General features: G+C 38.9%; 20 protein-coding genes. 9 read left to right on the top strand and 11 right to left on the bottom strand.

Annotated elements, in window-relative coordinates; all coding sequences use genetic code 11:
• Positions 1–11 precede the first annotated feature (11 nt).
• Positions 12–1,886, top strand: a complete 1,875-nt coding sequence (gene pepF / locus JKG64_RS07190) for an oligoendopeptidase F (protein ID WP_210353642.1) — start codon at positions 12–14, stop codon at positions 1,884–1,886.
• A 71-nt stretch (positions 1,887–1,957) separates the two neighbouring features.
• Here pepF and JKG64_RS07185 read toward each other — a convergent pair whose 3' ends face one another.
• Together JKG64_RS07185 and JKG64_RS07180 are read right to left on the bottom strand one after the other, a co-directional pair.
• Positions 1,958–2,455, bottom strand: a complete 498-nt coding sequence (locus tag JKG64_RS07185; RefSeq protein WP_210353641.1) for a hypothetical protein — start codon at positions 2,453–2,455, stop codon at positions 1,958–1,960.
• Positions 2,456–2,478: 23 nt separating this feature from the next.
• Entirely contained in the window at positions 2,479–3,213 is a 735-nt protein-coding gene (locus JKG64_RS07180) for a DUF6882 domain-containing protein (RefSeq protein WP_210353640.1), read from the bottom strand.
• A gap of 168 nt (positions 3,214–3,381) precedes the next feature.
• Here JKG64_RS07180 and JKG64_RS07175 point away from each other — a divergent pair, with 168 nt between their 5' ends.
• From JKG64_RS07175 to JKG64_RS07160, 4 genes are all read left to right on the top strand, one after another.
• Positions 3,382–4,611, top strand: a complete 1,230-nt coding sequence (locus tag JKG64_RS07175) for a BamA/TamA family outer membrane protein (RefSeq protein ID WP_210353639.1) — start codon at positions 3,382–3,384, stop codon at positions 4,609–4,611.
• A 108-nt stretch (positions 4,612–4,719) separates the two neighbouring features.
• Positions 4,720–5,721 (top strand): hypothetical protein, encoded by a 1,002-nt coding sequence (locus JKG64_RS07170; RefSeq protein ID WP_210353638.1) that lies wholly within the window; start codon positions 4,720–4,722, stop codon positions 5,719–5,721.
• A gap of 91 nt (positions 5,722–5,812) precedes the next feature.
• The gene (locus tag JKG64_RS07165) at positions 5,813–6,592 is read left to right on the top strand and encodes a hypothetical protein (RefSeq protein ID WP_210353637.1); all 780 of its coding nucleotides are present in this window, start codon (positions 5,813–5,815) and stop codon (positions 6,590–6,592) included.
• A gap of 51 nt (positions 6,593–6,643) precedes the next feature.
• A complete protein-coding gene (locus JKG64_RS07160; RefSeq protein WP_210353636.1) occupies positions 6,644–7,159 on the top strand; it encodes a GNAT family N-acetyltransferase in 516 nt (171 codons plus the stop codon).
• 70 nt (positions 7,160–7,229) lie between these two features.
• Here the strand turns inward: JKG64_RS07160 and JKG64_RS07155 are convergent, their stop codons facing one another.
• The 8 genes from JKG64_RS07155 to JKG64_RS07120 form a co-directional block, all read right to left on the bottom strand.
• A complete protein-coding gene (locus JKG64_RS07155) occupies positions 7,230–7,985 on the bottom strand; it encodes an SDR family oxidoreductase (RefSeq protein ID WP_210353635.1) in 756 nt (251 codons plus the stop codon).
• Positions 7,986–8,043: 58 nt separating this feature from the next.
• Complete coding sequence (locus tag JKG64_RS07150; protein ID WP_210353634.1) at positions 8,044–8,442, bottom strand: helix-turn-helix domain-containing protein; 399 nt, start codon at positions 8,440–8,442, stop codon at positions 8,044–8,046.
• Positions 8,443–8,527: 85 nt separating this feature from the next.
• Positions 8,528–8,965 (bottom strand): GNAT family N-acetyltransferase, encoded by a 438-nt coding sequence (locus JKG64_RS07145; protein WP_210353633.1) that lies wholly within the window; start codon positions 8,963–8,965, stop codon positions 8,528–8,530.
• 2 nt (positions 8,966–8,967) lie between these two features.
• Complete coding sequence (locus JKG64_RS07140; RefSeq protein WP_210353632.1) at positions 8,968–9,321, bottom strand: VOC family protein; 354 nt, start codon at positions 9,319–9,321, stop codon at positions 8,968–8,970.
• A 27-nt stretch (positions 9,322–9,348) separates the two neighbouring features.
• Positions 9,349–9,912, bottom strand: a complete 564-nt coding sequence (locus JKG64_RS07135; RefSeq protein ID WP_210353631.1) for a hypothetical protein — start codon at positions 9,910–9,912, stop codon at positions 9,349–9,351.
• A gap of 211 nt (positions 9,913–10,123) precedes the next feature.
• Positions 10,124–10,942, bottom strand: coding sequence for a glycoside hydrolase family 16 protein (locus JKG64_RS07130; RefSeq protein WP_210353630.1), 819 nt, complete (start codon positions 10,940–10,942; stop codon positions 10,124–10,126).
• Positions 10,929–12,515 carry a RagB/SusD family nutrient uptake outer membrane protein gene (locus tag JKG64_RS07125; protein WP_210353629.1) on the bottom strand — a complete coding sequence of 529 codons (1,587 nt, stop codon included), beginning with the start codon at positions 12,513–12,515 and terminating at the stop codon, positions 10,929–10,931. Before JKG64_RS07125 ends, JKG64_RS07130 begins: the two co-directional genes overlap by 14 nt.
• Before the next feature lie 61 nt (positions 12,516–12,576).
• Positions 12,577–15,549, bottom strand: coding sequence for a SusC/RagA family TonB-linked outer membrane protein (locus JKG64_RS07120; RefSeq protein ID WP_210353628.1), 2,973 nt, complete (start codon positions 15,547–15,549; stop codon positions 12,577–12,579).
• Between the two features lie 275 nt (positions 15,550–15,824).
• On the opposite strand from JKG64_RS07120, the gene JKG64_RS07115 reads away from it, so the two are divergent.
• Both JKG64_RS07115 and JKG64_RS07110 read left to right on the top strand, forming a co-directional pair.
• A complete protein-coding gene (locus tag JKG64_RS07115) occupies positions 15,825–18,656 on the top strand; it encodes a triple tyrosine motif-containing protein (RefSeq protein ID WP_210353627.1) in 2,832 nt (943 codons plus the stop codon).
• Between the two features lie 121 nt (positions 18,657–18,777).
• Complete coding sequence (locus JKG64_RS07110; RefSeq protein WP_210353626.1) at positions 18,778–19,290, top strand: hypothetical protein; 513 nt, start codon at positions 18,778–18,780, stop codon at positions 19,288–19,290.
• A gap of 10 nt (positions 19,291–19,300) precedes the next feature.
• On the opposite strand, the gene JKG64_RS07105 is transcribed toward JKG64_RS07110, so the two are convergent.
• Complete coding sequence (locus tag JKG64_RS07105) at positions 19,301–19,687, bottom strand: (deoxy)nucleoside triphosphate pyrophosphohydrolase (RefSeq protein WP_210353625.1); 387 nt, start codon at positions 19,685–19,687, stop codon at positions 19,301–19,303.
• A 210-nt stretch (positions 19,688–19,897) separates the two neighbouring features.
• On the opposite strand from JKG64_RS07105, the gene JKG64_RS07100 reads away from it, so the two are divergent.
• Both JKG64_RS07100 and JKG64_RS07095 read left to right on the top strand, forming a co-directional pair.
• Complete coding sequence (locus JKG64_RS07100; RefSeq protein ID WP_210353624.1) at positions 19,898–20,452, top strand: RNA polymerase sigma-70 factor; 555 nt, start codon at positions 19,898–19,900, stop codon at positions 20,450–20,452.
• A 65-nt stretch (positions 20,453–20,517) separates the two neighbouring features.
• The gene (locus tag JKG64_RS07095; protein WP_210353623.1) at positions 20,518–21,501 is read left to right on the top strand and encodes a FecR family protein; all 984 of its coding nucleotides are present in this window, start codon (positions 20,518–20,520) and stop codon (positions 21,499–21,501) included.
• Positions 21,502–21,595 lie beyond the last annotated feature (94 nt).

Genomic DNA, 21,595 nt, shown 5'->3' with positions numbered 1-21,595 from the left:
AATCATAAATTATGCGTAAAAAAACACAATTAATGACCGCTGTGATGTTATTTTCAACTTCCATAGCCGTCAGCCAAATGAAAGTTCGTGACGAAGTCCCTGCGAAATATAAATGGAATCTGACCGATTTATATTCCACAGATGAAAGTTGGAAAGTCGAGAAAGAGCGTGTACAACAGCAAATGAAACAAGTTGCCTCGTATAAGGGCAAACTTACACAGTCTGCCGCTACGCTTTTGGAGGCTTTAGAGTTGAACAGCGGATTGGCCAAGGAAATGGTTCGACTATCTTCATATGCATCGATGAAATCTGATCAGGATACTCGAGTGACTAAATATGCAGGTATGAAGCAAGAACTGCAGCAACTTTTTGCGGAGTATGGCGCTTTGGTATCTTATATGGAACCGGAGTTGTTGACTTTAGAAGAAAGCAAATTAAACGCATTTTTTGCTGCAGAAAAAGGGTTGGTGACTTACAAATTTTATCTTATGGATTTGTTGCGCAAGCGTGCGCATCGTGGTTCTGAAGAGGTTGAAAAAATAATGGCTTATTCCTCATTGATGTCAGGCAATGCAGCCAATATTTTCAGCACATTTTCTAATGCGGAATTTCCATATCCAGAAATTGAGCTGAATGGAAAAGCGATAACGCTTAATTCCGCTAATTTCGCATTGTATAGAGCTAGCGAGGATAGAGCCATCCGTAGCAAAGTATTTGATGCGTATTTCAATAAATTGAACGAGTTTCAACGTACTTTCGGGGCACAGCTATACGGTAATATTAATGCAGGGCTGTTTGCTACCAAAGCACGAAACTATAACAGTACTCTGGAGCGTGCCTTAGATGATGGTAATATTCCGACTGCGGTTTATCATAATCTCGTGAAGAATGTGAATGGAAACCTGAATACCTTTCACCGTTACCTTAATCTTCGTAAGCGTATGATGGGGATTGATACACTGCACTATTATGACCTTTACGCACCGTTAGTGGAGCAGGTAGATTTGGCTTATACGGTAGACGAGGCTGTGGATAATATTTTAAAATCCCTGAAACCTTTGGGTAAAGATTATGTCGATGTTTCGAATAAGGCATTCAACGAGCGTTGGATTGATATGTATCCTAATGAAGGTAAGCGTTCTGGAGCATACTCCAATGGGTCGGCCTATGATGTGCATCCTTATATCCTGATGAACTATAATGGAAAGTATAATGATATGTCGACATTGACCCACGAATTGGGGCATACTATGCATAGTTATCTGACCAATAAAAAGCAACATTTTGCTAATGCTGATTATTCTATTTTCGTTGCCGAAGTGGCTTCAACATTGAATGAAGAACTGTTGAATGATTATATGTTGAAGCAGATCAAAGACGACAAAGTAAGGTTAGCCATTTTAGGTAATTACCTTGAAGGAGCTAAAGGAACTTTATTCCGTCAGACCCAATTTGCAGAGTTTGAATCTATGATTCATGATCGCGTCGCAAAGGGGGAAGCTTTAACAGGTGAAGACTTTGATAAGATGTATTTGGAACTAACGCGCCGTTATTATGGCCATGATAAGAATGTTTGTATCGTGGATGATAATGTAAAATCAGAATGGTCTTATATTCCACATTTTTACTATAACTTCTACGTATATCAGTACGCAACCTCTTTCACGGCATCAACGGCACTTTCAGAAAAAGTACTACGTGGTACAGATGAGGATCGTAAAAAGTACCTTAACTTTCTTTCATCGGGTAGTACCAAATATCCTGTAGACCTTTTGGTAGACGCTGGAGTAGATATGAATACCTCTGAACCGTTTGATCTAACTATTGCCAAAATCAATAAGGTAATGGCTGAGATGGAAGCGATTTTGACTAGGTTGGGGAAATAAGGGGTATTCTCCTCTATATAACAAAAGCCGTATTAAATAAATACGGCTTTTGTGTTCTATAAGTTTTTTTCTTATATGCTTGAGCTGATCAGGTAGGGATAGTTCTCTTCCAAATCAGGATGTATTTTCTTTAGTGTATTTTTGAAGCTCGTGATTAAGGTAGCTGTTGTTTTTTGTCCACTATCTATATAATCTTCTAGTTGGCGGAAGAGAAAAGACATTTGTAACCATTGCTTCAGCGTAATGTAAAGGGGAATAAAACCTTCATCGAAATCATGGTCATAGTAGAATACCATTTCATCTTCATCAAATAACCATCGGTCTCCAGTTCCACTTCCAGCGAAGCACCAGAGTGTCGTCGTATTAAACTCTTTAGACTCATTAACTGCTTCTGGCGCATTGTATAGTATACTATCTCCTGCAATAACCATGGTTTTAATCGACGTTACTATACTCCTGTACCAATCTGAAAAAGGGAAAACCAACGATTTTGGAAAATTTTGAACAGGAACTGCATCTGTTAAAATTACCTTTTCTAGTGTAGCGATATCTTTAATCTCGAAGTTCATAAGTCCTAAATCTGGAGATTTGTTTACCCCTTGAGATTGGTTAATCTGGACAACTCATCAAATTCTGCCTGGATGGTATCATTGTCTTTTGTTGCCATCAAACTTGTTTTAGTTTCCTGTATAGTGTATCCTTTTATACGGAGATAGGATACCAGTGCATTTTGGTGGTTCATCTCAAATTGACTGATTAACTGAGGAAAGACAAATCGTACTCTATCGTGTATGTCATGGCGCACTTCTTTAATACGGGAGTCTGTTACAGTCAATAGCATAGCTCCTTGTCCATAGTCTGCTATGTAATAGGCATCTGCATGACATAGACCTGTTGCTATAATTCCCATAAGGTGTAACTCATTTGTTGAAAAATCAAATCTTGGATTTCTAAGGAGATCAATTTCATTATCTTCACCATATTTTTTTAACTGTAGGGCGTTCTGTTGGATGGAATCGGGCAGGTCAGACTGTTGATTTGCCCAAGCCCAGAGCCATGTTTCCGAAGAATGGGAGAATGTACCCAGTACCTGTAGTGGGAAACTCAGGCTATCACCAAAACTTATAGTCCCAGCGGTCATATCTACATTCCAATTATTATCACCGATTAATTCTCCAAAATCAAGCTGTTTTTCGAGCGCAATTCCACCATACTGTTCTAGTAGTCCTTCTTCTGTCAAAATAGGGGTTGGTACTTCTTTTGTTGTAGTTGACGCCTCTGCATTTTTGGTGTTGTTTTTTCCAAACAGTTTATCTAAAAATCCCATAATATATTTTTTATAAGAACTAAATTAAGAAAAATACAATAATTCGGAATAGGTCAAAGAAGATGTGAAGCCGTTCATATTTGTAGTCCTTTTAAAAACTGTATAATTTTTGGATTGTCTTTGGTATGGTTAGTGTATCTTAGTGTAGTGTTGCTATATCGTTATTACATGAGTAAGTGCCTGTTTTTGTTTTTGCCATTCACTTTTTTATTTTCGACAGTCTGTTCGGCGCAGAGTCTTGTCAATGAAATTGAGAAAACCTCCTTCGAGTCCGATACTAGCCGACAGCGGGATTTGATAGATATAGGTAGAGAGATCCTTGATATCAGACCGCCCGAAGGGCAAAAGAGCACCGGAAAGAAAATGTATTTTTCATTTTTGCCTTTTTCTACAAGTGTGCCTGGTGGTGGTACTGCTTTAATAACCTCGACTACAGCAGGCTTCTATCTTGGAGATAGGAGCGATACTTATCTGTCTCAAGTGACATTTACCCCCTATACTAATTTTGGTAAGCGTTTTGGCTTTCCTATTCGCTCTTATGTGTGGCTTAAAGAGAATAAATGGGTAATCGATGGCGATATTAGATGGCTTAAGTACCCGCACGAGACCTGGGGGCTAGGCACAGAACATGGCTCTGATGAGAATATCAATCTGGATTATACCTATGTACGGTTTTATCAACATGTATTGAAGCGTATCCGTGGAGGCTTCTTCATGGGGATGGGGTATGATTTGGACTACCGTGTCAATATCCGGAGCAAGAGTGATCAATCGCTGGCCGATTTTACAGATTATTCTTGGGGGACTTCTGAAGCTGGGTCTAGTGTTTCCTCCGGACTTAGCTTGAATTTGATTTTTGATACCCGTTCTAATTCCATCAACACACTGGATGGTAATTATGCTAATCTCCAATTTCGTGTCAACCCGACTTTCATGGGGAGTTCTGACAATTGGAGTTCACTCTATATGGAAGTTCGGAAATATTATAGGCTAACCGATGATTTCAATAAACAAAATATGTTGGCCTTCCGCAATTTCTTTTGGACTGTGTTCAATTCTAAGACTCCTTACCTCGATTTACCAAATTTGAGCTGGGACCCCTATAACAGTTCTGGCCGAGGACTCCCTTTAAGCAGATATAGAGGGAAATCTCTTTACTATCTAGAGGGGGAATATAGACGGGATATCACGACAAATGGACTGTTAGGATTTGTTGTTTTTGCGAATGCGACTACTGTAAGTGGCCCTAAATCCACGTTGTTTGGCAACTGGAACCTCGCTACAGGGGCGGGGGCGCGAATAAAGTTTAATAAGGCTTCAGGTACTAATATTGCCATTGATTATGGTTTTAGCAAGGGATATCGAGGTTTGAGCTTAGGGTTGGGAGAGGTGTTCTAATTCTTTATGATGTAGCGGAGATATTATGGCTTAAAGCACATCGTAAAAGTCATATCGCGAATTGTAAAGGTATCTTATTTTCTTAGCTACAATCATTAATTTTGAAGCATGATTAGACGTTTTATCATGAGCCTATTTTTGGTGCTCGCCTGTAGCTTTGTTGGTGTGCCACAGGCGCAGGAATTTTATCCTATACATTTTAAGGAATTGTTTACTGATGAGGGAGCAGAAGCGGGTCAGGTTGTTAGGTTAAATAGTTGGTATCTTTCTAGAAAAGGATTTGATTATGTGAATGATACATTGCACATTAACCCCCAGACACAGGAACGCATTGAGCTTTCTATTAAGCAGATCGAGGGAATGAACGAAATAGCTGTATGCTACTTTAGTACTAGTAGCCTGGATCAAGTGCGAAAACGTCTGCAGGAGGAGTCATCCTATCTCAAGCAGATAACCCCGGATTGCTATCAAGGTATATTTGGAAAAGTGAGCAATACATTTATTATCGGTGAGGATACCTTGATTCGTAATGTGTTATTACACCCTGTGCAATTTGTATTAAAGTATCCTAAGGATGCTAAGTTTAATTTTTCGACAGAAGATTTTACATTTCCCATGAATGGTGTTTATCCCTTGCACAACACTTCTTGGTATGTCAAAGTCAGCTTCGATGAAGCGACTTCCTATTCTTCTCAAGAAAAAGTAAAATTAATCTTAACGCAAGAAGAGCAACCCTATAAGATTGATTTTATAGATGATGTCCGTTTTAAAGTAAGCTATGTTGGAAAGAACAAAAAGATACAAACTATCGGTGGGACATATAGCTATGGCTACACCAGCATTGGATTTACCTGTGAGGCAGAGAAAGAAAAAATAGAACGTTATGTGAATGGAAAACCTTTGTATGAAGAAATACCTTTGGCCCCCCAGTATTACTCATTAGAGCAGTTGGAGAAAATCAAGGATACACCTGCTTATTTTAAGTTTGTTTTTTCGCGGAACTATGACCTGACCTACTATGGAGGAGACAATGTATTTAACCTCTATGGCGCTATTTATCATGACGATGTTAGGGAAGGTCCGCCAGCTCGAGTGGTGGAGAGCAATTAATCGATCCGCCAACTGGCGGTCATGAAATAAATGCGAAGCATTCATAAGTTCTATCAAGAAAGCATTTAAATGCACGAATAATTATATACATATGAAATATATACTTACTGTTTTTGTTGTTTTGCTCTTACATACCGTTCACGGGCAAGATGTCAATTTTTTTGGAAAAGCAATATGTAAGACTACTATCAAGACATTGTACTATCGGTTTGATGACGAGTCTTTTAGTCCCGAGCAGTCCGTGCAAATTGAAAGGAGTAATAAAGAAGGTGCGAGAATTCTTAATTCTTATGGAATAGAATTTAAAGAAGATAAGCTTAGAGCACATCAATACATTTATTTTTCCCATATGGTGAAAGGTATTAGGGACACTGTGCTTATACGGCAAAACAGAGTAAACCTTATGGCGTTATTTGCATTGATAGATTCTTTGGATAGTGAAGAATCTGTTATTAGTGTCACCAATGATTTATTTTTAGAAGACAATTTCGAGCAACTGACAGGCATTGGCCGAACACCTAGCTCCGAAGAAAAGCAATACATTGGAGAGTACATGGTTTCTTCTAACTTCTCCAAGGGGACGACTACAATTCGACTGGATGATGCGAAGATATACCATGCTCAGCATTCCAATGAACGTGATAGCTATTTTTTTATGAACGAAGAAATTGGCACTTGGGAGTTAGGAAGCTGGCATTACAATAATATTTACGCCGCTCTTAAAGTTAAAAACATTTATAGTTTTAATAGGAACATAGGTCTCCGTATGTTGCCAGCGGATATCGGTAGTGCTTACGATATACGTATTAAAGAAGATAGACTGTTGTATCCAACAGGTTTTGAGTCGATGAAAGAACTGAAGAGAAAATAGACTCAGTTTAGAATTAAAGAAATGTTGTAATAGCTTTAAGAAAGCGTTAGTATGAGGATTACAAACAGTAGCAAAGCAGATATTGGTAGTTTATTTGAAATTTATGATTTAGCTTCCGCCTATAAACTAGAGGTTGGTAATAAAGGGTGGAAAGGATTTGAGGTAGCCCAAGTCGAAAAAGAAATTCAGGAAGGACGACATTATACAATTTGGGAAGGGATGGATATTGCTTGTACGTTTGTGGTGACTTACGAAGATGAGGCCATATGGCATGAACGAGGGAAAGATAGCGCAATCTATTTACATCGTATAGCGACGAATCCCCGATATAGAGGAGGCGCTTATGTTAAGAAAATTTTGGCATGGGTTAAGGACTTGGCTACTTCTCAAAGGCTTCATTTTGTACGTTTAGATACCCATAGCGGTAATGATAAATTAAATCGTTATTATGAAGAATGCGGTTTTGAGTTTAGGGGGATAAGCCATATTGTGTGGAAAGAGGGAATGTCTGAACATTATAAAGAAGGTAGCTTTAGCTTATTTGAAGTCGTAATAACGGGTTCATAATTGTCGTTTTTAAGCTAAGACAGGTAGTTAAGCTACCTGTCTTATATCGTTGATAGTAAAGCGTGATTGCTTATCTAGTCGTATAGCCACCATTCGCAAAGATAGTTTGTCCGGTAACCCACCAACCATCGGTCACCAAAAATTCGACTAATGGGGCAATATCTTTGATGTCCGTCAATCCACCGAGATCAGAAGCTTGTTTATGGTAGGCGACGGCCTCATCAGTTTCCTGTCCATAGAAAAAAGGCGTATCCATAGGTCCCGGTGCGACTGCCGTTACAGAAATTCCTCTGGATCCAAATTCCTTAGATGCCGCGCGAGTAAAATGTTCTACTGGCGCCTTTGCACCGGCATAGGTAGAGTAGTAACCAGTAAATGCGGCGAGTAAAGAAGTCACAATAGTATTGATTTTACCATTGTCATTCAGTTTTTTACCTGCTTCTTGGATAAAGAAGTAGGCAACCTTGGCATTGATATCACTCATGTCATCGTACTCTTCTTCTGTCGTATCTAAGAAAGATTTTTTTAATACTTTACCTACGGTATTGATAGCAATGTCAATGCCTCCAAATTTTTCTATTGTTGCATCAAACAGACGGCTGATATTCTCCACATTAGTGAGATCGGCTTGAAATAAAAATGCTTCGCCACCGGCACTCACGATGTCGTTAAATGTTTGTTCAGCTTCAGCTTTTGTATGCTCACTGTTATAGTGGATTGCCATTTTAGCGCCCTTGGAAGCAAGGTTTCGGCTCAATAGACCGCCTAAGTTTTTCGCGCCACCAGCTATTAAAACCACTTTTCCCTTTAAATCGTTTCTTGCCATTTTTTTGATATTTTAAATGTTGTACAATTGATAGGACAAATTTGGCAAGAGATGACATTTATTTTGTGGTGAACTTTTCGGAACTTTTGTTTTCTTTTTGAAACAATCCGGGAGTCTGTCCCACGAATTTTTTGAAGAATTTGGAAAAGTTAGAAGGGTCGTAGGTTAGTTTTTTTGCCACTTCGGCAACAGATCTGTCGTTTTCTAAAAGCATGCATTTGGCTTGTTCTATGATCTTGAAATCATAGAAATAACAGGGGTGGTGGCCCGTTTCCTTTTGGATTGTATCTGTCAGGTGCTTATGGGAAACAAATAGTCTGGCGGCAATTTCATTTATTTCCATAAAATCCAATAGCTTACCCGAGACGACTTCAGAGATATGTCTATCTAGAAATTGCAGGTAATTCTGTGTTATTTCCTTACTTCTCTTTAGTAACTCTTGCTCTGTTCTTTCCATCACTTAGGTGTAATGATATATACAAATATGCAGTTTTAAATCAGATTGTTTATGGTGATCTTTTCGGTTTTTGTCGATAGGATTATTACATCAGACATTGCATCAGGTACGATGAATCATTCTGTTGTACAATTTTGAAACCGAGTCTTAGGTATAGGTTCTGAGCCTTATTGGTTTTCAGTACACTTAGAGACACCGTTTTATGGGTCGATGTGGCTTCTTTAATAATAGTTCTTATAATAGCCCTCCCTATACCTTTGTTCTGGTATGCGGGGCTTATCTGTATCTGTATTATTTCGATGTTATGAAGGTTCTGTTCAATTTTCAATAGCCCTATAGCGACTCCATGCATTTCTATGATAAGGGCCTCTTCATATTTATAATCTATTCGTTGTAGGTGTGCTTCTTGGGATATTGACATAGAGGAGGCTGTCAGATGTTCGTTCATAGTACTATTTCTCAGCTCCAACAAAAAAGCCTTATCGCTGTCCGTGGCTCTTCTATAATTAATATTTAAAGCCATGTTTATTCGATATGTGATAAAATATTGATTATTTTATCGAAAGGATCTTTTACGAAAAATCTTCGTACCCCCCAAGATTCATTGATAGGTCCATATAAGACTATAAATCCACTTTTAATCATTTTCTGATAAACATAATCAATGTCATCTACTTCGATTGAAATATCAGGAACTGGAGTACCAGCTCCTCCTTCACTCATGAAGCTAATCTGTACTTGCATCTGCTCATCATTACCGTAAGTATGGATCCAGTTCATATCCATTAGTGTTTGTAGATTTAGGATATCCTGGTAGAAGACTTTTGCTCTATCGATTTCTGTAGTAGCCATATTGACTACAATACGTTTTACCTTCATTAGCTTATGGAAACATTTTCTAGATTATTACCAATTACTATCGTTTAGCGAATTTATCTTTTCTTTCAGTGACTGTATAAATTCATTAGTTTTGTCTTCAACTGCCTGAATCATTTTATCATTGGTTGGTTTTCCTTTACGATTGAATAAGCCTGTGGCTCCCGAACCGAAGTATTTGTCTCCAGTCAAAGTAATAACGGTATTAGAATCCCAATCTTTCAGATAATCAAATTTTGGTTCGAAGCGAATTTTACTTTCCTTGAATTGTATGTCATACTTGTAATAGTATTGTAAATCGACACTACCACCTCCTAAAAAACCTGCATTGACTTTTATCAGATCAAAATAGGTTACTACAATCTGCTCTTCAGGCAATAGATTTGTAATCTCTTCTGGACGATCATAATTGGCATTAATGTACTTGATGGTTTCCTTAAAAAGCTCTTCTTTTGAAATATTTGGAAAATCCAGGATTATATATTTCTTGGAACTGTCGTGAAGATCTACAAAACCATTAGGGGTGATTTTTAGAGATTGACCAAATGTAGGTATACTACCGATCATTAATAAAACAAAAAAATATTTCGCCATGCCAATAAGTATCATTTAAACTAACATCTACAAGATAATCAATTTTGGACGCTGTTGCCTGCCCCGATCCTGTAATATTTATGTTTCTTGTTTTTGGCGATAGATTTTTTAAAAAGCTATGCTTATAGGAAGACGTCATTGTACTAGTTCACTTACTTTACTTAAAGTTAGTAGTCACAATGACGTCTTTTGGCATATTGGTAGACTTGTTTTACTTAGATTTTAATGGGTAGTAACGAATATAATCGACTTCAAATGTCGCAGGGAAGGTTTCATTTTGAACTCCCTTTCTACCTCCCCAATCACCTCCAACAGCGAGATTTACAATTAGATAAAACTCTTGGTCAAAAGGCCAGGAGGTGTGACCTTTTCCCGTATTGGGATATTCATACACCTTTTTGTCATTTATGTATCCCGTGATTCCCTCTTCTGTCCAGTCAATACGATAAGTATTGAACTCGGATATCGCTTTTTCAACATACGTGTTACTCCCTTTCTGATTGTTGATCATACCGTTATAATCTAATGTATGAACAGTAATATGCAATTGTTTGGGATCATAGCCAACATGTTCTACAATATCTATTTCTCCAGATCTAGGCCATCCTCCATAGACGTTGTGTACCGGCATCATCCATACCGCAGGCCAAGTTCCCACTTGAGGTGGAACCTTCGCTGATACCTCGATACGTCCATATTTGAATCCATTTTTTCCGAGTGTTTTGATTTTGGACGAAGAATACGCCATACCGTTTGTTGCCTCGTGGATTGCATGAATTTTTAAGGTACCGTTACTGACCATGATATTTTGAGCAGTATTCACATAATATTGTAGCTCATTATTTCCCCATCCATGTTGACCGGTTCCGTAGTCAAATTCCCATTTTAAGCTATCAGGTCTACCTTCATAGTTAAATTCTTCAGACCAGGTAGGCGTGCTTTCAAATTGTTCTTCTTGCGCATAAGAGGTTATAGCTAGTAAAGCTATAATTCCAGTTAGGATATATTTCGTGTTTTTAATAACCATCATTTTGTGGGTATTTGGGGCCTAGTAAATTTATCTCTGCCTGTGGAATAGGCAAGTTGACCATGTGGTTTTTAAACAATGTCCTGGCATTTGCTTGGTATAATCCATTTCTTGAGTTACCAGCATACTTGGTCATTTGTTGTGTCATTACGCCCAAGCGTTTCAAGGTGTACCAGCGCTGTCCTTCAAACCCCAACTCTCTAGCGTCTTCATCCAAAATCGATGTCAATGTCAGTTCTGTTATTGGAGCGGCCTTGGCTCGCGTTCGAATGGCATTGATATACTTGAGTCCTTCCGAATCAAGTCCCAGTTTCCAGGCGGCTTCTGCTGCTATTAAGTAGGTCTCGGCTACTCTATAGACCATGATGTTTTTAGATTGATCTACTTCGTTGGGCAAACCTGTCTCGTTCGCAAATTTGATACATCCAGGGTTTAAACGTGTGTAGAACAGATTCCGGTCAGCTACATTAGAGCTCATTTCATCATAGGTGTCGATTACATCTCCTATTTTTTTTCCAGGGGGCAATGTACTTGGATTGTTAAAATAAAATGTTGAGATGTAGTAACTGCCTTTTGCACGGTCGTCCATAGGATCTTGATTCAATAAATCTCTAAAATAATCATTCAATAACAGAAATCCTGCCCCGCGTCCACCCATGGTGTTGTCATATTGTGCACCCGGAGTTGCTCCGTATTGAGGTAGCAAAAGAAAGTTAAACCGATGGGGCACACCCCCACCAAAGGTCTGCGCTTTATACTGGATGACAAATAGAGATTCTTTATGGTTTAATGTGCCCTTGAACACCTCTGCAGTGCTTGGCAATAATGCATGCTGTACTGATCCGATCACCTCTTTAGCCAAGTCCAGAGCCTTCTGGTTATCCTGTTTCCAAAGTGCAACTTGAGCTAGTACATGGGTAGCGGTTCCTTTGGTTACTCTACCAGGTTGAGAAATCTCCCATTTCAAATGCGTACGTGCGTAATCCAGATCTTCTTCAATCAGTTTGAAAATATCTTCCTTACTACTCTTATCCGTAATGATGTTTGCTGCATTTTGAGGAGTTGTAGGTTCTGTAGTTATATAAATATTATTAAATAATTTATATAGGATAAAGTAGGAGTGAGCTCTGAAAAATCTTGCTTGTGCCAGTAGTTCATTCTTCTTGCTCTCATCCATCTGTACAGCTGCTCCATATTTTATAATGGCGTTGCTTCGATCTATTATTTTGTAGTACGTCTTCCAGAAATGGCTGTAACGGGTAGTTCCGAAGTCACCTAATGTGGCTCCCCAAGCGAGTGTACTATAAAGTGATGCTTCCCCTGTGCGCCCCAGTACCAGATCTGTTTTGGCTTGTAATAAGAAGGGAACTGCAAAATTCCACTCACCGTTCTCGTAGAATGAACGATTGAGGTTGTACAATGCTACAACGCCCATATCCAGTCCTTCGGGGGTATTGTATACAAAGTTCGCAGAAAAGGAAGTCGATGGATCTTCCGTCAGGTATTTCTTACACGAAGAGCTAGCGAGCACTATTGCTGCCACACCGACGATATATAATGATTTAAATCTTTTCATCTTATTGGTTTTTTATTCATGCCTATATGATTGTATCTATTTAACTTGATATCGCTAGCGACTAAAAGTCAAATTTAAGTCCTGCTGTAAACGCTTTTGCATCTGGATAAGAGTCTGGGTTTACTTCTGGACTGTATGATTTATAGTCTGTTATTGTGAATAGGTTATTCGCCATTACGTAAAATCTCAGATTGTTTACTTTGAGTTTTGAGCTCCACATATTGGGTAGAGTATAACCTAGTGTCACTGTACGTAGCCTGATATAGGAGGCATCCTGTACAGCCAACGAGTAGAGGTGACTTTGGGTATCACGGTATGGACGCGGATATTCCGAAGATGGATTTTCAGGAGTCCAATATGGAATTTTTATTCCATTGAGAATACCTTGTAACGATCCTCCTGTTTCATATTGAGCGAGGTAAGGATTTAGTTTTGTCGCTCCATGGACAACATATAGATCGGCATAGAGATCGAAGCTTTTGTATTGTAGAGTCGTTGAAAATGAACCGATCCATTTGGGATCTTGAGCAAATACGAAGTTATCCTGATCATCGATCTTTCCATCTCCATTTTTGTCGATTACGCGGATAGATCCAGGCATAATTACATTTTGTGTCGCTTGTGCTGACGCTTTGATTTCCTCTTCTGACTGGAAGATACCATCAAATTTCTTTTCATAGATAACATTGATAGGTTGTCCTACAAATCGATAGCGGGCAATATCATCCTTTGCTTCCCCATTGATATCATATATTCCTGTTTCGAGTATTTTGTTTCTATTGCGAGAAAACATAGTGGTGATAGACCAATTTAAGCCTTCTTTACGGATCAGGTGACCTGTCAAAGCTAATTCAATTCCCTTGTTTTCGCTTTTTCCTCCATTTGTAATTGTCGAAGAGAATCCCGTTCCTCCAGCCAATGAAATGTCAACGAGCAAGTCTTTGGTTTGGGTGTTGTAGTATTCAAAGGTTCCGGTTATTCTATTGCCCAATAGTGCAAAATCAATACCCGCATTGAATGTCGTAGAGGTTTCCCAGGTGAGAAATGGATTTGGAAGATTTGATCCTGTTATATTGCCTCCTACAATTTCGTTACCGAATATATAGGGGTTCGATCCTACAGTACCTAACGTTTGATAAGGCGCTATAGCCTGATTACCTACGGATCCATAGCTGACTCTGGCTTTTAACTCATCGATTGCTGAAATATTCTGAATGAAGGGTTCGTTGTGTGCCTTCCAAGCAAAAGAAGCCGCAGGAAAGACGCCCCATTTTTCATTTTCTGCAAATACAGACGAACCGTCATATCGTGCTGTAGCGCTGAATAGGTATTTGTCCAAGAGACCGTAGCGTACACGGCCCATAAAAGAGGCTATATTTCGTTTTGTCTCCGTACGAATGGTGTTTTTATTGAGTGCATCCGAAATGCCATGATAACCTAAAATATCATTCGGGAAATTGGTGCCTGTCATATTGGTCGTGGTATAGTTGATTTCATTCACACTTTGTACCGCTGTTAAGTCCAATTGATGGATGTCATTGAAAGTTTTTTCATAGGTCAGAATATTCTCAATCAGATATTCTCGACGTTTGTTGTCTAAGATTGTGGCTGAACCATTGGTATTGGATCCTGCCGAATGTAGCCTCGTAAGGTAAGTCCCTTTTTCTCCAGCATCTCTAGCCAATAAGGTATTTAATCTATATTTTAATCCTGGCGCAATTTGGTAATTCAGTGCTAAGTTGAGATTGAGAAGATTGGTCATCCTTTCATTAGTAGACTCCCTTAGGTTCCACAATGGGTTTATGGTTAGACTATTGGGGCCTAAAGGGTATTTTACCAATTCGCCATTTTCATCAAACGGTTTTGCTAGGGGGGAAAGACTGATGACGTTTAGCCCGCTAGACTCTATGTCTTGTTTGTCGATATTGAAAGTGATATTTGATTCAAATGTCAACTTATCATTTAGAGAATGGCTAAGGTTGTTACGTAGGGATAGCCGTTCATACGCCGAGCCGATGATTAATCCTCTATTTTTGAAGTAGGTAGCATTAGTGTACACCTTAGTTTTGTCTGTTCCTCCAGAAAAACCAACGGAATGATTCTGGATCAGTGCATTGCGTAATACGAGTTTTTCCCAATCTGCATACGTATTGTTCTTGAGTGCCTCTAGTTCAAAATCGTCAAACATTTCGCGGTCTTCAGGATAATCGAAGGTGGGGGTGTTTTTTGCTCTCCAAGCCTCTCTTCGTAGTTGTGCAAACTCCTGAGGAGAATATAGATCGAAGTTTTTAGAGAGCTTCTGTGTGGTTAAATAACCACTATAACTGATACGACTTTGACCAGCTATTCCTTTTTTTGTGGTGATCAAGATTACTCCATTCGAAGCTCTCGCTCCATAGATGGCTTGCGATGATGCATCTTTAAGTACTTCTAGAGATGCGATATCTTCCGGGTTTACTTGGTTGATATCATCTATGGGGTAGCCATCCAATACATATAGTGGTGCATTGCCCCCTTGGATAGATTTTGTACCACGTATGAGAACACTACTATTGCCTCCGGGTCTCGGACTTTGTAGGGTGACCTGAACGCCTGGGGCCTGTCCTCTCAGCATTTCATTGACGTTGGTTGTAGCCATTGCGGTTGCTTTATCGACTTGTATAGTAGATACTGATCCAGTGACATCAGACTTTCGCTGAGTACCATAGCCGACGACCACAATTTCTCCAAGAGAGGTCTCATCGGGTTCCAATTGAAAAAGCAGAGTCTGTTGATTGCCTAGTGTCTCGGTCACTGTTTTCCATCCGACTGATGTGAGCCGTAGAACATCAGTAGAATTAGCTTCGATGCTAAATTGACCATTTCGATCAGAGGAAGTACTTTGACGCTTGCCTACAATCTGAACCGTTGCACCTGCAATAGGGGTACCGGTCGAAGCTTCCTTGACAGTGCCTTGGTAAGTGCGTTGCTGAGCCCATGAATTAAGGCTGATGCAGAGGAAGAGCACTAATAAAGATAGGTGATGTGACCTCATAGATTTGTAATTTGATTTAAAGACATAATTTTTTTGTAATCTGTTTTGCAGGTTACGCATGATCAGGTCAAATAAGACACGGGATCATATACTGCATACGTCGACATCTGCAAAGATGTATTACCTTGGTTATATTCTACAATTTTATAAGTATTTTATTAAATTTGAATCACTACAAAAGCACTACAGTATTGTGTAAAGTGTTGATTATCAATTGTTGTTTCTGAATGATGTTTTTTAGGATAATTATATATAGCGTTGTTGCACTGCTCTTTATGACCAGTACTATTGCTATGGCTCAGGTATTGACGCCCAAAGTCAAGGCCTTTATGAGTTACGATTACCATGCTGGATTACAGAATTGGGAAGTCGAGTTGGATGCCTATGGACGAGTTTATGTCGCGAACAATGAGGGACTATTGGTGTACGATGGTGCCACTTGGAAACTATTTCAGACACCTAATAAAACAATTGTTAGAAGTATACATATCGATTCGAATTTGAATCGAATTTATATCGGAGCTCAGGATGAAATAGGCTATTATGAAATAGGCCGAGACGGAAGCTTAAGCTATGTGTCCCTGCTGAATTATCTTTCCGAAAAGGATCGCTATTTTGAAGATGTATGGTCGATCCATAGTTTCCAAGGGAAATTGTTTTTTCAGACCAATAAAAAAATACTTATATATAGTCGCGAGCATTTTGAAAGCTATGAACCCGAAAGTAAGATCGATTTTTTAAGCCACGAAAATGGGGAATTACTGTTACATGATGTTTCTAGGGGATTGTTACGATACACGGGACAAGGTTGGATTAGTTTTGGTAAACATCCTGATTGGAAAACGAAGGGAATTCGTGGTGTGATTCGACAGAAAAATGAGGAGTACCTTATACTGACCCATAGCGGAGATTGTTATCGATTGCTGGAAGATGGGAATGTTGTTTCGGCGGTAATGTTGGCATCTGGCGCATTACGAGGACTTAAGATCAATATGGTGGGCAGTCTTAGAAAGGGTGTTTGGGCAGTAGGTACAATGGATGGACAGATTATTCTTATTAATGACCAAGGAATCCTCTTAAAGAAACTAAACAAGGACAATGGATTGAAAATGGGGGCTATTCGGAGTGTAACTGCAGATGTAATGAATAATATTTGGGTTGGTACTGACGTCGGAGTAGCCTACATTGGTGTTGATGATCCATTACAGATGATTGCGCCTAATACGCAACAACCCACAAAAATATACGATGCATCTTATTACGGAGGTACTCTTTACTTGGCTACAGCACATGGTCTATTGAGATTGAACAAAGACCAACAGTACATAAAAATGGATAATAGGATGGGAGAAGTGTGGAATCTCCAACAAATTGGTTCTAAACTATTGGTTTTTTATGAAAATGGATTGGCTGAAGTTGATGGAGATCAATTACGTCAAATTGTTCAAGGTAAGGGCACCTGGATGTTATCTTCCGAAGAAGTGAAGCAAAAACCAGGTTTCCATTTGCTTGGGACTTATCAGGGGCTTAGTTGGCTTGGAATCAGTAGTCTAGCTTCTTCTTCTGTAGAATATCCAGTAACCGATCAGGTACAGATGTCTACTCGCTTTTTGTGGTATGATGCATCCCATAATATGGTATGGTTGTCCCACCCTTATCGTGGAGTCACTAAAATTAATTTCGACTCTGAGGGTAATTTTCAATCCACTAGGACCTACCACACAGCTGATGGTCTACCTTCCGATATGAACAATTATGTGTTTCATATTCAGGGTCAGCTAGTGGTATCAACAGCAGATGGGCTTTATACCTATAGCGCAGATAGAGACAGATTTATTAAGTCTGATTTCTATCATAGTATTTTTGGTAATAAGCTTATCCAGTATCTTGAAGAAGATTCTGATGGGAATATTTGGTTTGTTAATGAAAAGAAAGTTGGCGTTGTATATTTCGATGGAAATAGGAGTTTGGAAAATGTAAAAGTTTACTATTTTCCCGAGCTTACTGGCCGTCTGATTGCGGGCTTTGAGAAAATCAATCCTGTTTCCAGTAATAAGATTTTATTCGGAGGCTATGAGGGGTTATTTCAGCTTGATTTTGATAAATTTAGAAAGAGGAATGGTTTGTTTCGAGTATTGGTGTCGTCTGTAAAATCAGTGGGTGCCGTTGAAAAAGTGTGGTACGGTGGATTTATTCAAGCTAACTTACAGCAAGATCACTTAACCATTTTGCACCCTATAGATTACGCTGACAATGCCATTGAAATTGTATATGCAGTACCAGGGCTACAGGAGTATCATGTGACGTATAGCTCATTGTTGGTAGGGGTGGACAAGGATTGGTCTTCTTGGAGTACAGAGGAAAAAAGAAGTTATTTTAATCTCCCTCCGGGTAAATACGAATTTCAGGTGCGTGCCAAAAATAATGTTGATCAGTTGTCGCCTATACAGACTATTAGTTTCGAAATTCTCCCTCCTTGGTATCTGACCGTATTTGCTAAGGCATTCTATGTTATTCTGACAATTGGTTCGCTCTATTATCTTGTTCGATTTTTAAATAAAAGACATGAACAGATCTTAAAAAATCAACAGTATCTGCATAATCTAGAACTTAAAGCGAATCAGCAGCTTATTGGAGAACTTGAAAAAGAAAAGCTTGTCAACGAAATACAGTATAAAAACAAAGAGCTTTCACTCAATACTATGCATCTTCTGCAACGTGGTAAACTCTTGTCTACGTTGAATGAAGAGTTACGACCTGCTTTAAAAAATAGAGATGAGGATCCTTACTTGGTAATGGAGCGTATGTCCAAATTTATTAAGAATGCAGAGCGGTCAGATCAGGATTGGGAGCAGTTTGTCTCGCATTTTGATAAGGTCAATAATAATTTTTTGTCCAGATTAAAAAAGGAGCATCCCAGTCTGACAGCAAATGATTTGCGATTATGTGCTTATCTGATCCTTAACTTTAATAATAAGGAAATTTCGCAACTGTTGAATGTCACTGGAAAAGCTATTGAAGTAAGTCGTTATCGTCTCCGTAAGAAGCTAATGCTAGATACCGAAGAGGGACTTTTCGATTATCTGAGTCGCTTCAATAATCAATAATGGAACCAGATGCACGAGTGGGAAAATGTGTTTTTCACGGATGGACTTTTATGGTTTTGACAACAAAGGACGTAGATTATGCAGTGAATAAAATGAAAAAAAAGCTAATTTAGCAGATGATATGATTGCCAAGAGTACGAATATATTGAGCCCAACCTATTTCGCTTTTTTTTGTGCACGATTTGGGCCGATAGTGCTATTGGTAATTGTACCCACTCTATTCATATATATCCTCTCTGAGGACAGAGACCTTGTGTTACTACTCTGTGTAGTTATCACCTGTGTTATCGCGATCTCCTTTCTTTGGCTCTCGGAGTACTCGCGCCTCCGCAAAAATATCCACTTATCCAAAGTGATATTGGAAGAGAATACGCTACGGATTGATGATGTCACTTATCAGGCGGAGCAGATTGATATGATTTCGAGCATTGGACTTCGCAATGCATTAGACAAATACTACGTATACCTTATTGAAATCAAAATGACTGATGGTAGAAAATTCTATTTTTTGGACAAACGGATGAATTGGAAGTTTGAATCCCCTACCATACGCCTCTTGAAAAAGCACGAATTGCTGTCTTCAAAGACAAGCGACGTACAAATAGAGAAAGATGGATTTGCGAGCTTATTGTAGTAGCATGCTTCTATTTTCTAAGAGTAAGATATTCCTTAACAATAGGAATGTCTGCTTCTGCCCAGTCATAGTTCAATAGGTCACTTGCAGAGACCCATATCGCTTGTGCATGTTCTACAGGATCTGGCACACCCGACGCTATTGTACATATAAAAGGATATAGGTATAGTGCAAAAGTAGGGTAGCAGTGCTCTACAGGGCTCAAGGCATTGTCGACACGGATATCTAAAGCAAGTTCTTTACGTACCTCCCGCTGTAAGCAGGCTTCCTTAGACTCACCCGTTTCTATCTTTCCGCCGGGAAACTCCCATTTTAGTGGTAGCTTCATAGATTTTGAACGTTGACAGATCAAAATTTTATTATGGTGAACAATGATAGCGCAGGTGACGTGTAGCATAATGATTTTAACTTTTAGTTCTTGCTGGTGTTTTAAGAAGATCTATTAGTCCTGCAAATATAGATTATTCATTTAGTAAATGTATTGGATAGGGCTATGGTTCTATATTTTGAAATACATTCTCATCTAGGTTTCTTTTTTTTTGTTTAAAATAATGTACATTCGCTTACGGCAAGTAGGCCAGCAAATTCTACTAGATATCGTGGGATAATGAACAAAGAGCTAGAATATATCAAAAGACTTTCCGAAGGAGATAGACAAGCGTTCGATGCTCTTTTCTTGTTATACTATCCTCGCATTAAAGTATTCATATTAGGTTTTGTTAAGGACGAAGATGATACCTCGGATCTGGCTCAGGATGTATTTGTCAGAGTTTGGAATAACCGCGAAAACTTGATGAGGGTCACGTCTTTCGGTGCCTATTTATTTAAAATATCAAAAAATATAATTTTTGATTTTTTCAGGCGCAAATCTCTTTATGAGAAATACGCACAGGAAGAAGTGCAGATGAAGGTGGATGAAATCTCTTGGCAGCTCAACGAGGTATTGGATGCTAGAGAGCTAGAGATTTTGATTCATGGCCTTGTCGATAAAATGCCCGAAAAACGACAGGTTGTTTTTAAAATGAGCCGAAACCAAAGGCTTAGCAATGAGGAGATCTCCAAAGAATTAGGTTTAAGTAAGCGAACTGTAGAAACACACATCTCCAATGCTTTAAAAGAATTACGGGAGTTCATTTCTTCTATCCAAGCACTTATTTTATAAAAAAAGATTTTTTGCTTACGTGTGTCGTTGACTTTGTACGTCTATAATATTAGATAACCAATAATATGCGTAAGTTTTATAAGTTAGCGAGCTTTTATTTTAAAGAGAAGCATTCGGAGAAAGTCGATACCTTATTCCGACAATGGCTTATCGATGATTCGGATAGCGAGCAAAAAGCTCAAGCCATGAAATTACTGTGGGACGAAGTGGATGGACAGGTAGACGATACTACACTGCGTGATCTGGAGAGATTACATGTTAGGTTGGATCTGTCCGAATCGAACAAGATAAAGCGTCCACTTATTTATCGTTTTGGCAGGGTGGCTGCAGCTATAACCATCCCATTATTGCTTTCATTGGCCACCTATCACTATACCAAAGAGTATTATATTTTCAATTCTACCATGGTCGAATGTGCCACTGCATTGGGTGAGACCAAAGAGGTAACTTTACCCGATGGTACTTTGGTGTGGCTCAGTCCTGGATCGATAATGACCTACCCTAGGCAGTTTCTAGGAAAAGAGCGCAACATATCATTGAATGGAGAGGCTAGCTTCAGCGTTGCTAAGGATCCGAACAAACGTCTAATTGTAAAAGCAAATAATATAGAAATAGAAGCCTTAGGAACCATATTTAGCGTGGTTGGCTATCGGGATCTATCCAAAACGACAGTTACACTAGAAGAAGGAAAAGTGCGGGTCGGTATTCTATCCGATACCCCTAGTTCTTTGTTTCTTACACCTAATGAGCAAATAACATACGATGCTAAGGGAGGGCATATCACGCGACGAAAAGTTAACGTCGAGCGTATAGCCTTACGCAAGGACCGGTACCTGGTTTTTCAGGAAGCTTCGTTTGTCGAAATATTGCATGCAATCGAAAAGAAACATGGAGTTGTATTCAATTACGATTCCTCCAAATATGAAAACCGATTTTTTACTTTAAAATTCACGCCTGATGAAAGTTTAGAAAGCATGCTGGATGTCTTGCAAGAAGTGAACAAAGACTTCCGTTTCAAAATAAAGGACAAAACAGTTTTTGTTTTTTAGTTACACTACGTGTAAACCTACTATGCATTTGCTGTTATAAAAGGAACGCTTTTAACAGTCAGATCGTAACCAATTATTTTAAATTTTAAACCGC

The organism is Sphingobacterium tabacisoli, assembly GCF_017908035.1.
Taxonomy (GTDB): Bacteria; Bacteroidota; Bacteroidia; order Sphingobacteriales; family Sphingobacteriaceae; genus Sphingobacterium; species Sphingobacterium tabacisoli.
The sequence above is the reverse complement of the archived record's forward strand: the minus strand, read 5'-3'. Positions and strand labels throughout refer to the sequence as shown.

Coding starts and splice junctions, on each gene's coding strand:
- JKG64_RS07155 (WP_210353635.1), bottom strand. CDS start 7,985: ATGGCAAGAAACGATTTAAAGGGAAAAGTGGTTTTAATAGCTGGTGGC.
- JKG64_RS07095 (WP_210353623.1), top strand. CDS start 20,518: ATGCGTAAGTTTTATAAGTTAGCGAGCTTTTATTTTAAAGAGAAGCAT.
- JKG64_RS07160 (WP_210353636.1), top strand. CDS start 6,644: ATGAGGATTACAAACAGTAGCAAAGCAGATATTGGTAGTTTATTTGAA.
- JKG64_RS07115 (WP_210353627.1), top strand. CDS start 15,825: ATGACCAGTACTATTGCTATGGCTCAGGTATTGACGCCCAAAGTCAAG.
- JKG64_RS07145 (WP_210353633.1), bottom strand. CDS start 8,965: ATGGCTTTAAATATTAATTATAGAAGAGCCACGGACAGCGATAAGGCT.
- JKG64_RS07120 (WP_210353628.1), bottom strand. CDS start 15,549: ATGAGGTCACATCACCTATCTTTATTAGTGCTCTTCCTCTGCATCAGC.
- JKG64_RS07175 (WP_210353639.1), top strand. CDS start 3,382: ATGAGTAAGTGCCTGTTTTTGTTTTTGCCATTCACTTTTTTATTTTCG.
- JKG64_RS07110 (WP_210353626.1), top strand. CDS start 18,778: ATGATTGCCAAGAGTACGAATATATTGAGCCCAACCTATTTCGCTTTT.
- JKG64_RS07105 (WP_210353625.1), bottom strand. CDS start 19,687: ATGCTACACGTCACCTGCGCTATCATTGTTCACCATAATAAAATTTTG.
- JKG64_RS07140 (WP_210353632.1), bottom strand. CDS start 9,321: ATGAAGGTAAAACGTATTGTAGTCAATATGGCTACTACAGAAATCGAT.
- JKG64_RS07185 (WP_210353641.1), bottom strand. CDS start 2,455: ATGAACTTCGAGATTAAAGATATCGCTACACTAGAAAAGGTAATTTTA.
- JKG64_RS07130 (WP_210353630.1), bottom strand. CDS start 10,942: ATGATGGTTATTAAAAACACGAAATATATCCTAACTGGAATTATAGCT.
- JKG64_RS07125 (WP_210353629.1), bottom strand. CDS start 12,515: ATGAAAAGATTTAAATCATTATATATCGTCGGTGTGGCAGCAATAGTG.
- JKG64_RS07150 (WP_210353634.1), bottom strand. CDS start 8,442: ATGGAAAGAACAGAGCAAGAGTTACTAAAGAGAAGTAAGGAAATAACA.
- JKG64_RS07170 (WP_210353638.1), top strand. CDS start 4,720: ATGATTAGACGTTTTATCATGAGCCTATTTTTGGTGCTCGCCTGTAGC.
- JKG64_RS07180 (WP_210353640.1), bottom strand. CDS start 3,213: ATGGGATTTTTAGATAAACTGTTTGGAAAAAACAACACCAAAAATGCA.
- JKG64_RS07165 (WP_210353637.1), top strand. CDS start 5,813: ATGAAATATATACTTACTGTTTTTGTTGTTTTGCTCTTACATACCGTT.
- JKG64_RS07135 (WP_210353631.1), bottom strand. CDS start 9,912: ATGGCGAAATATTTTTTTGTTTTATTAATGATCGGTAGTATACCTACA.
- pepF (WP_210353642.1), top strand. CDS start 12: ATGCGTAAAAAAACACAATTAATGACCGCTGTGATGTTATTTTCAACT.
- JKG64_RS07100 (WP_210353624.1), top strand. CDS start 19,898: ATGAACAAAGAGCTAGAATATATCAAAAGACTTTCCGAAGGAGATAGA.